At 50.5% G+C, this 11,724-nt stretch carries 10 protein-coding genes and 2 pseudogenes; 6 read left to right on the plus strand and 6 right to left on the minus strand.

Features of this window, described 5'->3' with window-relative positions:
• Positions 1-18: 18 nt before the first annotated feature.
• From hutI to AQR02_RS01690, 3 genes and pseudogenes are all read left to right on the plus strand, one after another.
• Positions 19-957: pseudogene (gene hutI, locus AQR02_RS01680) on the plus strand (imidazolonepropionase); the annotation flags it as partial.
• Complete coding sequence (locus tag AQR02_RS01685; protein WP_342447436.1) at positions 954-2,228, plus strand: Zn-dependent hydrolase; 1,275 nt, start codon at positions 954-956, stop codon at positions 2,226-2,228. The pseudogene hutI and the gene AQR02_RS01685, both read left to right, overlap by 4 nt.
• 18 nt (positions 2,229-2,246) lie before the next feature.
• Positions 2,247-3,568: pseudogene (locus AQR02_RS01690) on the plus strand (amidohydrolase family protein).
• Positions 3,569-3,865: 297 nt separating this feature from the next.
• On the opposite strand, the gene AQR02_RS01695 reads toward AQR02_RS01690, so the two are convergent.
• The 5 genes from AQR02_RS01695 to AQR02_RS01715 all read right to left on the minus strand — a co-directional run bounded on the left by AQR02_RS01695 (position 3,866) and on the right by AQR02_RS01715 (position 9,200).
• On the minus strand, positions 3,866-4,780 hold the full coding sequence (locus AQR02_RS01695) for a phosphotransferase (protein WP_054939120.1): 915 nt from the start codon (positions 4,778-4,780) through the stop codon (positions 3,866-3,868).
• Positions 4,781-4,933: 153 nt separating this feature from the next.
• Positions 4,934-5,746, minus strand: a complete 813-nt coding sequence (locus AQR02_RS01700; RefSeq protein ID WP_054939121.1) for an inositol monophosphatase family protein — start codon at positions 5,744-5,746, stop codon at positions 4,934-4,936.
• Positions 5,747-6,089: 343 nt separating this feature from the next.
• Positions 6,090-6,665 (minus strand): hypothetical protein, encoded by a 576-nt coding sequence (locus AQR02_RS01705; protein ID WP_054939122.1) that lies wholly within the window; start codon positions 6,663-6,665, stop codon positions 6,090-6,092.
• A gap of 204 nt (positions 6,666-6,869) precedes the next feature.
• A complete protein-coding gene (locus AQR02_RS01710) occupies positions 6,870-8,426 on the minus strand; it encodes a stalk domain-containing protein (protein ID WP_054939123.1) in 1,557 nt (518 codons plus the stop codon).
• A 198-nt stretch (positions 8,427-8,624) separates the two neighbouring features.
• Entirely contained in the window at positions 8,625-9,200 is a 576-nt protein-coding gene (locus AQR02_RS01715; RefSeq protein WP_054939124.1) for a dihydrofolate reductase family protein, read from the minus strand.
• A gap of 225 nt (positions 9,201-9,425) precedes the next feature.
• On the opposite strand from AQR02_RS01715, the gene AQR02_RS01720 reads away from it, so the two are divergent.
• The 3 genes from AQR02_RS01720 to AQR02_RS01730 all read left to right on the plus strand — a co-directional run bounded on the left by AQR02_RS01720 (position 9,426) and on the right by AQR02_RS01730 (position 11,200).
• On the plus strand, positions 9,426-9,944 hold the full coding sequence (locus AQR02_RS01720) for a GNAT family N-acetyltransferase (RefSeq protein WP_209444109.1): 519 nt from the start codon (positions 9,426-9,428) through the stop codon (positions 9,942-9,944).
• Positions 9,945-10,032: 88 nt separating this feature from the next.
• Entirely contained in the window at positions 10,033-10,764 is a 732-nt protein-coding gene (locus AQR02_RS01725; RefSeq protein WP_082451551.1) for a ZIP family metal transporter, read from the plus strand.
• 142 nt (positions 10,765-10,906) lie between these two features.
• Positions 10,907-11,200 carry a hypothetical protein gene (locus tag AQR02_RS01730; protein WP_148449047.1) on the plus strand — a complete coding sequence of 98 codons (294 nt, stop codon included), beginning with the start codon at positions 10,907-10,909 and terminating at the stop codon, positions 11,198-11,200.
• A 67-nt stretch (positions 11,201-11,267) separates the two neighbouring features.
• On the opposite strand, the gene AQR02_RS33325 is transcribed toward AQR02_RS01730, so the two are convergent.
• Positions 11,268-11,724 (minus strand): aldo/keto reductase (locus tag AQR02_RS33325; protein WP_245237036.1); only part of this gene is annotated, 457 nt, incomplete at its 5' end.

Consider the following 11,724-nt stretch of genomic DNA (forward strand, 5'->3'; position numbering starts at 1 on the left):
ATATTTTGAAGGCAGGCGGGGGGGATTCTTTATACCACGGAACGCACCCGTGAAGCCACGGAGGAGCAGCTGATGGCCGAGACGGTGCGGCGGCTGGACCGCTTCCTCGCCCATGGGGTCACGACAATCGAAGCGAAGAGCGGGTATGGATTGCGGCTCTCCGATGAATTGAAGCAATTGCGGGTAGCGCGCAGGCTGGACGCCGCACATCCGGTGGAGCTGGTATCGACATTTATGGGCGCACATGCGGTTCCGGCGGAGTATAAGGGGGATGCGGATGCTTTTGTCCGGATGGTGACCGGGGAAATGATCCCGGCGGTGGCCCGTGAAGGCCTGGCGGAGTTCTGCGACGTGTTCTGCGAGGAAGGGGTTTTTACCGTGGAGCAGTCCCGGGACATTCTGGAGGCAGGCAAAAGATGGGGGCTAAAGCCGAAAATCCACGCCGATGAGCTGATGTCCTGCGGCGGGGCAGAGCTGGCCGCCGAGCTTGGCGCCGTCTCGGCCGACCATCTGCTTCATGCCTCCAAGGAAGGGATCCGGCAGATGGCGGAGCAGGGGGTGATCGCCGTTCTGCTGCCCGGCACAGCCTTTTTCCTGATGGCTCCTCCGGCGGATGCGCGGGCGATGATTACTGCAGGTGTGCCTGTCGCGTTGTCGACTGACCGCAATCCCGGCTCCTCGCCGACGGAATCGCTGCCTTTTATCATGAATCTGGCCTGCTTAACGATGCGGATGACACCGGCTGAGGTGCTGACCGCCTGTACGATCAATGCCGCACATGCGATTGGCCGCGCAGCATCCATCGGCAGTATTGAGGTCGGGAAACAGGCCGATCTGGTAATGTTCGATGCGCCTAATTATCTCTATCTGCAGTACCACTATGCCGTGAATCTGACCGATACGGTGCTCAAAAAGGGAGAGGTTGTGATCCGGGATGGAAAGAGGGTGTTTACATGACCGGTTTGCGGATGAATCAGCTGCGGATCAATGCTGCAAGACTGCAGAACAATATCGAGGCTTTAGCCCGCTTTGGCTTCAATGAAGTCACCGGAGGGCTCGACCGGACCACGTTTACGGCAGCTGAGCTGGCCGCGCGGGACTGGCTGGAGCAGGAGTTGTTCCGTCTGCAGCTGGAGGTCAGGGTGGATGAGGCGGCAAATATATGGGCGCGGAGAAACGGCGCTGCGGATACACTGCCTGTCATTGCGTTCGGCTCTCATGTGGATACGGTGCCTAACGGCGGGAAATACGATGGTGCGCTTGGTGTTCTGCTGGCTCTGGAGGTCATGAGCGTGCTGGCGGATAACCATGTCATTACCCGCCATCCGCTGGAGCTGGTCTCTTTCAGTGCAGAGGAGCCGAATCCCTTCGGGCTGTCCACGTTTGGCAGCCGGGCGGTATCGGGGAAGCTCAGCCGGGAGGATCTCAGCGGAGTGCGCAATGAGCAGGGACAGCTGTTGACAGATGCGCTGCGTCTGGCGGGAGGTGACCCCGGGCATTTCGAGCAGGCCCGGCGTTGTCCGGAGGAGCTTGCGGCCTTCCTTGAGGTTCATATTGAGCAGGGAAAAAGGCTGCTGGACCGTGCTGTCTCTGTTGGGATCGTAACCGCAATAACCGGAATTTACCGCGAAGAAATCACCGTCACGGGAGAAGCCAATCATGCCGGAACGACCCTGATGGCGGACCGCAAGGATGCGCTGATGGGGGCTTCCGAAATGATGCTGGCCTTCGAAGCAGTCTTCCGGGAGCATCCGGCGGAGGAAGTGGTCGGCACGGTTGGCCGGATTAGGAACGAGCCGAATGCGGCCAATATTATTCCGGGGAGGGTTGTCTTCCATCTGGAGGCCAGAGGAGAGCAGCACCCGCAGATCGGGGAGGTCATGGAAGCCTGGGGCAGGCAGGCTGCGTCTATTGCGGAGCGCAGGGGGCTGCGGCTGAACCGGCGGCTGATTCTGGATCAGCCGCCCCAGCCGATGGATCCGCTGCTGATTACGTCGTTCGCAGAGCAGGCCGGCCGGCTGGGGATCCAGAGCCTTACGCTCGGCAGCATGGCCGGTCATGATGCCACACATATGGCTGCTCTGACCAGGGCGGGCATGCTGTTCGTACCCAGCCTTGGCGGGAAAAGCCACTGCCCGGAGGAGGAGAGCCGGATTGAGGATATTGAGCAGGCCGGCAATGTGCTGCTGCAGACTATTTTGGCACTGGATGGACAATTAAACCTATAAGGCAGGAGGATGAACCCCTTGCGGAAGATATATTCAGCAGATGCGGTGTATATGCAGGATCAGTTCAGAGCAAACGGTGCTTTGCTGGTGGATGGCGGGAAGATAGCAGATACGGGGGACTGTGATGCGCTGCTGAACCGTTATCCGGGCGCAGCACATATCCGGTGGAAGGGAAAGGCCATTGTTCCCGGCACCGTCAACTCGCATAATCACTCGTTTCAGAGCCTGCTGCGCGGGATTGCGATTGATAAGCCATTTCTGGAATGGCGGGATCTGGCGCTGTACCGGTACACTCCGCTATTGGACGAAGAAGCCATTTATACCGGGGCGCTGCTCGCATTCGGAGAGATGCTGCGCTATGGAGTGACAACGGTCTGTGACTTCTTCTACGTGCATAACGGAGGCACGGCGCATGACGAGGCCGTGATCCGGGCGGCGAACGATCTGGGTATCCGCCTGGTCTTCGCCCGGACCATGTACGACTGGGCAGGTGCGCCGCTGGCCTACCGCGAAACGGTGAATGAAGCTGTAGAGCGGGCGAGGCTGCTGGCCAAGAAATATCAGGGCAATCCTATGGTTACGGTTCATCCCGCTCCGCACAGTCCGCATGCGGCTTCGCCGGAGATGATCCAGGCCGGCCACCGGCTGGCGCAGGAGCTGGATACGCCGTTTCATATCCATGTAGCTGAGGAAATGTTCGAGGTCGAGGAGACGCTGCAGAACTACGGACTCCGGCCTGTGCATTATCTCGATTCGCTGGGCGTGCTGGACGAGCGGATGATTGCCATCCATCTGGTCTGGCTGGAGGATTCCGAGATTGAGCTGATCGGCCGGAGAAAAGGGTCGCTGGCGTATTGTCCGTCAAGCAATATGTTTCTGGCGGACGGGGTCACTCGGATTCCCGATCTGCTGCAGGCAGGTGTTAAGGTAACGCTCGGCACGACGGGGGCTGCAGCAATAACCGGATCAGCGTGTATGAGGAGATGCGCATGTGCGCGCTTATGCAGAAGGTCAGCCGGCTGGACGGCACGTGCATCACTGCTGATCAGGTATACCGTATGGGAACCTCCTGCGCCGGAGAAATTCTGCGTCTGCCGGTCGGGTCCCTGGAGATTGGACAGTACGCAGACTTCGTGGCTCTTGATACGCATGATCTGTCTCTGGCACCGAGAAAAGAGCTGTTCGCCAATATGGTCTACGCCATGCAGCCCGGAGCCGTATCCACGGTCGTTGTAGGCGGCAGAATCGTCGTTGAAGACGGGAAGCTCATGGGGGTGTCCGAGTCCACAATAGGCAGACGGGTGGATGAATTATTTGAGAGATGGGGCAACCTGGCGTAAACGGGTATTCATGAAGCAAATGGTACAGATTGCGGCTTGCCAGCAGCAGAAGATAAAGTTTTAGACTGACCCTGGAAACTTAAAACAGCGACAGCAAAGGACGAAAAAATAAAGTCCTAGACTGTCGCTGTTTCAGTAAACTAACGTTTCCTGTTAGCGCAACGACTTACTCTGTTGAATTTCGTGTTCCTCAACATAAAGCGGCATCAGAGAAGGCGGATCGTACCTTATCGCGGACTTTAAACGACAAAATGGTGCCGATAGCCATAGCCCCATAGCCGCAACGAAATAATGAGCCTAATCCGACAGTGCCCGCATGATGTTGGATTTCGCCTCTGCCGCAATCGCTTCATTCCCGTCATCGACCGCTTGCATTAAGATCAGTATGGGGATGTATACCGCAATCAGCCGCGCCAGCAGCTTCGTTTCCTCGTCCGCTCCTCCGTACGTTTCGAAAAACACGCCGCGAGCGTAAGGTGGTAAAAAGCTATAAGCAACGCTCAAATCGCAAGCCGGATGGCCTACGCTCAGATCGCCCCAATCAATGATGCCGGAAACGATCCCGTTCTCATTCACAAGCATATTTTTGAAATGAAGATCGCCATGTAGCAGTGCATTCACCGCCTCGACACGGTCCTTTTGCGGCCTGCTAATATACGCTTCGATCACACCGAACTCCTCCGGCGACAAGTGTTCAACCACCTTCGATAGAAAGCCCTCCAATTTCACTTTGCGCGATGCTATGTCCGTCAAGTTTCGATGATCTTGCTGAACTCCGCACTTCAGCGCTGCCTGCACCGGAAACTCATGCAATCTCCGCAAAAATTTCGCCAGCGTCTCTGCCGATAAAGCCCGGCGTTCTTCCGTCAAACCGATTGGGAAATCTCCTGGCACGTAGGCATAGCCAAGAAATGGTGCCGGATATTCGTCAGTTGCTTCGCCATAAAACAACGGTTTCGGATAGGGGATGGTCATATATGCCTCCAGCTTCGGCAGCAGTTTCCCTTCCATACGAATCGAGCCAACTGCAATCGTTCTTCTTGGAAAACGGAACACGTACTCGTCACCGATGAGAAAAACCGTATTGTCCCAGCCCCAGCCCAATCGCTTCACTTGCTTCGATGACAGCTGAGGGAATTGTCTGCCGATCAGCGTCCGCGCCTGCTCTTCGTTAACCTCCCACTCCGCATCCCATACATTCGTTCCTCCCATGAATTGTCAGCCTCCTCGTTCCTTACGTTATTTAGATGTTTACATTCCCTGGAAGTTACGCATAACTGCCTGTCCGTATTCTGAGTGGAGGGCTGCCTCGCGGCCCTTCATTGTTAAACTATCGTTCCCCGTTAGTTCAATGTCTTGGCAGGTTTATTGGGATTCCATCCGCAATAATGTCAAGAGATCATCGAAGATCCCAGGTGTTGTGAATACGACCTCTTCACCATAGAGTTCATTAGGGATGCCATCAGGCACCGCTTGTACATGGCAACTCATTGCTCCCGCCTCCCGTGCAATCAAGCCTGCAGCGGCTATATCCCACGGTGAAAGACTTTCCGTATGGGCATCTAATTTTCCGGATGCCACATAACAAATGTCTACTGTTGGTGCGGCAAAACGCCTAATGTCACGACAGTTTCTTCGGAGTCGATTCACTCTTTCAATTGCCGGCTGGACTTTTGCTGAATCATGCGGAAAACCTGTGCCAATGACAGCATCTAATAGTGAAGTACATTTACGAATTTGTAAACGCTCGCCATTGCAATAAGAACCTTCCCCTTTAATTCCAACATAAGTACAATTCAAATCCGGCGCATATACGGCTCCTGCGAGCACTACGCCATCAAGGGCAAAAGCCAATGAAACGCCGTAATGCGGTAGATTCCGTGAAGAATTAACTGTTCCATCTAAGGGATCAATCACCCAAACTGGACCGTCGAACTTAAAATTATCCCAGTTATGTACTCCATCTTCCTCCGAAAGAATTCGATGACCTTGAAATGTCCCCATTATGGCTTCTTGAATGATTCTTTCCGACAGCAAGTCAGCGGATGTCACCAGTTCACCCGCATCCTTGTAATTCATTTCAACTTTTTCCTGGCTGCGCAATTCGGAAATCCTGTTACCCGCTTTTGTTACAGCCTGTTCTGCAAACAACGCCAATTCACGAAGATCGAACTTCATTTCGTTCCCATTCCTCCTTACAGTACTTAATCTTATTTTCAGACATAGATCATATTCGTGACCCTGTACCAAAACCTACGTAGAACTGAACTGGAAGACGGAGTTGAACATCAATTCAACATAGGTGAGACCGGCCTTATTGCCTTGCTTAAAGTTGATGCTTATCATAAGTAACAACAAGTTTTTCGGGTGGGGGGACGGGTAAGATTGCTTGCGAGGTATGAGATTTAGGACGCAGAACGGATAGTTAAACAAAAGCAGCCGATTGTGTTGAAATCGGTTATCTTAATGTTTCTGAGCTGTCGTTTCCTGTTAGTTGAACACGAAAGCTTCCTGCGGAGTTTTAAACTTTAATTACATTTTTGTAGAAACCATCGTCCTCATCGAGAGAATCGGCAGAAATCCAAGCATAATTGAGGATACCAAGCTTCTCAGCAATCTGATAAGCACATGGACTCTCCATAGTAAAGATGACTTCAGGATCTTTCGTAAATAGTACTTCCAAGTCAGATGAATCATTACCAGCCTCTTCAACTAGTTTTCTGATAACATCCAGGTCGAAAATTTCGACGGAAGGAGCACTTACTTCCCCATCACCAAACATCTCAATTAACTCCTCTTCATCGAAATCCTCGATATTCGTTTCGTCCCAGGAACAGTCAAATTTAAAAATAAGAGCAGACTGCTTGAAAATGGACAGACTCCAACCATGGTCCTCGGCGTACACATAATGAACAAGCAATTCTCTATTGGATTCAACAATAGAATCTGATGGTCTAAATTCATCTCCCAAGATGACAAAAGTAGTCCACCGATTGTTATCTTCAAATACAAAACCCTGTTCACCTGCAAGATTGATGAGTTCAATTGCTTTTTCTTTGCTACCCAACAAATGATAGCTTTGACTAAATTCGCTCATACGGGTTGCTCCTCAGAATATGATAGGTTTTAGAGAATATGTAGATATTCCCTTAATTTAATAATAACTAGAGGTTTCTATCTTCTCAATATTAAATTACACTCTATGATCTAATCATAGTAACTCTCCTGCCCGTTAGTTGAATAAAGGCAGCCGATCCACTGACCGGCTGCCTTTATGTCGTTATTAACGTATCGTTCTCCGTTAGTTGAATTTTATACTTTTTAATATTTCGTTGAATTCGGCGTTGGCTTGTTTGCTGACCTGCGATGGAAAAGCAAACAATAAGGTATAAATTTCATTATTTTGCTCACATAAAATCATTTGAAGTTCGATCGTTTCATTGTTCTCGCTTAAGCTATAGGTCAACTGCTTCGCATCGATATTCCCCAGCTTAACAGACTTCTCAGTGATTTCCACCGCATATTCGTCCGTTATATCTTTTTTGACTGAGCTAACATATTGTTCGAAATTCATATCTAAATCACTCTTACTATAATGCTGAATAAGTATCGTGCTTTTCTCTGGTAAGCTTAAGATAAGCTGGTGATCTCCAGTATTCTCAATAGAAGATGTTACGTCCCTCCAGTCGCCGTAGCCTGTGACTTGGATTTTTTTATCTTTGGTCGCAAATGGCCGCTTCGTATAAATGATGGCTGCTTGAATGTCCGCCAGCCAGTCCACCTTCGCATCCACTGCTTCGCCGATAAAACGTAATGGAACGTAGGTGCTGCCCTTAATGATTGAAGGGGCTACTGTCAGCTTTTTCTGATTGCCATTGATCTCAGCGATAGTTGAACCTACTTTAAGCTTGATAAGTGTACCTGGCTTACTTCCCTTGATTGTTTGCGTTTTTGGATCCCAGTCCACCTTCAATCCCAATGCTTCGAAAATAGCGCGGAACGGAACAAGTACAGATCCATTTAGCTGGATGGGCGGAACTTGGAATTTGACGATCTCCCCATTCAACAGCACCATGATTTCGTCAGGATCTGAAGGTAATGCTGGTTCTTCATCATCTTCTTCAAGTACTTTGACGCCTTTGGCAGCGAGTTCGGTCAGAATTTTATCTGCTTTCGCATTCAAAGGATTATTGCTGAGTGAAACCTCCTTAAGCTTCGGAAGACTTGTTAAGACGCTAATATCCTGGACCAGATTATTTTCAAAGTATAAATGTTCTAGTTCCGGGTGACCTCTTAGCGGTTCAAGAGACTGGATTTGGTTATCGTTTATAATCAGCCAATTCAGTTTGACTAGGGATTGAATCGGCGACAGATCCTTTAGCTGATTATGGCCGATTAACAAGTCTGTTAAATTGGTTAATCCCGCTAGAGCATCAAGCTTCTTTATTTTATTAGAATCGATATTAAGCTGCTTCAGCTGGGACAGCTCTTGCAGCGGCTCAATCTGAGTGAGCTGATTGTCATTCAGAGCCAGGAAGGTGATTTTATGCAGATTTTTAAGCGGCTCAATATTGGTAATGCCAAGTCCTGGGAGCATCAAACTCTCTAAATTAACAGCATGCTCTAGTCCACTTAAACTGTTAATTTTCTTGTTAGGATTATCGGGATAGAGCGACGTTATAGTCTGTAAATCTTCTTTGGTAATGGGGCCAGCCGGTTTCTCTAGTTCTGCTCGAATCGCTTGTTCCAGGTTTTTGTCTGAGATAAGAGAAGCCTCTGCAAACGCAGCTGGAACAGAAACGAGACTAAGCAGGAAAGCGAGAACAGTGATTAGTTGAAGTTTGAACGGTTTACGCAAAATGGATACACTCCTCGAATTGTCATAGTGACTAGATTCGACATTTGTAAACCATTCCCTTTATAGCAAAAAGGATAACCCTAAAGAGCAGTCCCTCGAAGGAATTCTGATTGTATTAATTTCTGTACTGAATAGCAGTCATCTTTCCAAATAAAAACTCAATGAGAACATTTAGGGTAATCACCATAAGTGACAAGGTCATCTTACCGTCTGGTAGGCGAGACCTATGGCTCCAGAATCAAAGGTCTTGTTTTCGATTAGCTTGAGATTGATCTTCTCCCTGAGACCCTGGAATAACGGCAACCCCTTACCGATCAGGACGGGAGAAACCGTGATTTTATACTCATCAATTAAATCAAGCTCCATAAGGTGATGTGCAAACCTAGGACTGCCGAGGATGACCATATCCTTGCCTGGCTGCTGTTTGAGGTTATTGATCTCTTCCTCGATATCTTCTTTTACGAGTCTGGAATTATTCCATTCGACTTTCTCCAGCGTGGTGGAAAAAACGATTTTGGCTGTCTTTTCAATCCATTCGGCATGATCCCGTTCATGCTGCGAAGCTGATGGGTTCGAAGGTACAGATGGCCAGTAACTGTGCATCATCTGATAAGTCCCACGTCCCCATATGACAGTGTCGGCAGTACTCAAAATTTCTTTCGCATGTTTCTCCAAATCAGCATCGTAGGAAACCCAGCCAATATCCATTTCACCATTCGGCCCTTCTACAAAACCGTCAAGCGATGCGTGCAGAAATAGAACGAGTTTTCTCATATTCAGTTCTCCTTTGTTCATGAAGGATATCTACATCTACATTATACATTATCTACATTTAGCAGAATTCAACTTGGGTTGTTTCCTATGGATTGTTAACCCCGATACCTGCCCATTAGTATAATGCCTCGACAGTTTAGTTCTTTATAAGGCCAAGGTCTGGCGATATAATAATATGAATTAATAAGTCTGCTTCAGGCGGAAGGAGAGATTACCTGCATGTACATGAAAGTTCTAAATCCGGCCGATGCCAAAAAGTACCGGGAGCTCCGGCTTGAGTCACTGCTGAACCATCCGGAAGCTTTTCTGAGCACCTATGAAGCGGAGAAGGAGCTGCCGCTCGAAACCACGCGCAGCAGGCTGGAGCCTGCAGAAGGCAGGTTTACTCTGGGTGGTTTTACGGAGCAGGATAAGCTGGCGGGAATGGTTACTTTTATCCGGGAGGACAGGACGAGAATCTCCCATAAAGGCAATGTCTATGCCATGTATGTGAGTCCCGCAGCACGCAAGCAGAAGCTGGGATACCGGCTGATGACGGAACTGCTTGTGCGGGCCGGGCAGCTGCCGGGACTGGAGATTGTTAACCTTACGGTGTTCTCGGACAACCATGCGGCGAAGCGGCTGTATGCTGCACTGGGATTCACCTGCTATGGTACGGAGCGGAAGGCGGTTAAGCTGGGCGGCGTATATCTCGATGAGGATTTGATGACGCTGGAGCTGAATCAACTCCTGCTGTATCCATGAAGACAAAAACGGAAGCTTGGTCATATTATAAGCTGCCCGGTGCATAAGCTTGGTCTATGAAGTCCTGTCCACGGAGGGGGTTGATGACTTGGCGACTGCGCTGCTTGGCAGCTTTTTATCGGCAATGGCTACGGTGCTTGGAGTGGTGCCCATTCTGTTCGTGCGAAAATTGTCCGAGCTGTGGAAGGATGTGCTGGTTGCTTTTACCGCCGGTATCATGGTCTCTGCGTCCACCTTCGGCTTAATGCCGCAGGCCATTAGGGAGTCAGGAATTATTGCGCTGACGCTCGGACTGATCACCGGGGTGCTGCTGCTTGATCTGATTGAGAACAATATTCCGCATATCGATGTCGAGAACAAACCGGGGTTCACTAATATGGATTCCAAGGCGCTGCTCGTCATGATCGCGCTGTTCATTCATAACATTCCTGAGGGCCTCAGCACAGGGTTCAGCTATGCCAGTGAACAAGGCAGTCTCGGTCCTATGGTGGCGATTGCCATCGGGGCGCAAAATATGCCGGAAGGCCTGATCCTCGCCATCTTCCTGATGAATTCTAACGCGACCCGGCGCAAGGCGCTGGGGATTGCCGCGCTAACCGGTCTAATGGAGATGATCTCGGCCGTTATCGGCTATTTTACGGCAAGTTCGATGCAGCATGCGGTCGGTTACGGGCTGGCTTTTGCCGCCGGGGCGATGCTCTTCATTGTCTACAAGGAGCTGATTCCGGAGAGCCATGGTCATGGCTATGAACGGCCGTCGACGTATTCATTTATCTTCGGGCTGCTGGCGATGGTGTATATTACGCAGTTTTTTGGCTGATCGGCCGGAAGGATTTCCCGCAGAGCTTGTACCCGTATATCCCTTATCTGCAGCGTTTGCGTCCGGCTTCAAAAGCCGCTATACTGGCTTTTATCCCGGCGATTCACAGAGCGTCAGCTTGAAGATGGAGGGTGGAAACTGGATGGATAGACTAGCCTGGGAAGCTGTAACAACCTTTATTTTGCTTATCATTGCGTACTTGAACCTGTATTTTTCCTTTCGCAAACGTACGCCTTTTGCACGCTACACTGCATTAGTGCTGCTGGCGGCAAGCGGAGCTCCGCTGGCGGTGATGCTGGGGCTGGAATATGCCAGGGAATCCAAGGATGCGAATATCGGTCTGGGAATGGCTTTTATGATGACCTGGGCGATTACGGCGCTGATATTTTTGCTGTCACTGGTTCTTTGGATTCTCCGGCTAAGAAAGAAACGCTAGTTTGAAAAAATATCAAAACAGGCTATCCCAGCTGCATGTGCAGTTTAGGATAGCCTGTTTGCTGTGCTTAGCGGTGGGCCGTGTACACGTTCGCTTTGCTGGCCTTACGGATAGTTCCCAGCTCATGAGGCGAGAGTGGGGCAGACTCCACTGCCGCTACGTTCAGTCTCAGCTGCTCTATGCTGCTCGCCCCCGGAATGATGGCCGCTACCGGAGAGTGTGCGAGCGGATAGTGAAGCGCGGCTTGCGTCAGCGTCCGGGAACCGGAAGTCTGCTGTGTCAGCTGATTATGCAGTCCGGCCAGTTCCTGGACACTGTAATCCAGATAATCCTGCTTCAGCTTGGCACGGCCATTCTCTGTCAGGATGCCGCGCGCCAGCGGCCCGCGGGCAATCAGTCTGATGCCATGCTGCTCCAGCAGAGGAAGAATGTCTTCCTCCGGGCGTCTGTCAAGAATACTGTATTGACTCATCACACTTACGATGCTTGACCGCTGCACATATTCTCTGATCACATTCGGGCGG

The sequence above is a fragment of the Paenibacillus ihuae genome (genome assembly GCF_001368795.1).
GTDB lineage: Bacteria > Bacillota > Bacilli > Paenibacillales > Paenibacillaceae > Paenibacillus_AQ > Paenibacillus_AQ ihuae.

What these genes read in the sequence shown, in the direction of transcription:
- AQR02_RS01685 (WP_342447436.1), top strand. Translation starts at nt 954, where the DNA reads ATGACCGGTTTGCGGATGAATCAGCTGCGGATCAATGCTGCAAGACTG.
- AQR02_RS01695 (WP_054939120.1), bottom strand. Translation starts at nt 4,780, where the DNA reads ATGGGAGGAACGAATGTATGGGATGCGGAGTGGGAGGTTAACGAAGAG.
- AQR02_RS01700 (WP_054939121.1), bottom strand. Translation starts at nt 5,746, where the DNA reads ATGAAGTTCGATCTTCGTGAATTGGCGTTGTTTGCAGAACAGGCTGTA.
- AQR02_RS01705 (WP_054939122.1), bottom strand. Translation starts at nt 6,665, where the DNA reads ATGAGCGAATTTAGTCAAAGCTATCATTTGTTGGGTAGCAAAGAAAAA.
- AQR02_RS01715 (WP_054939124.1), bottom strand. Translation starts at nt 9,200, where the DNA reads ATGAGAAAACTCGTTCTATTTCTGCACGCATCGCTTGACGGTTTTGTA.
- AQR02_RS01720 (WP_209444109.1), top strand. Translation starts at nt 9,426, where the DNA reads ATGAAAGTTCTAAATCCGGCCGATGCCAAAAAGTACCGGGAGCTCCGG.
- AQR02_RS01730 (WP_148449047.1), top strand. Translation starts at nt 10,907, where the DNA reads ATGGATAGACTAGCCTGGGAAGCTGTAACAACCTTTATTTTGCTTATC.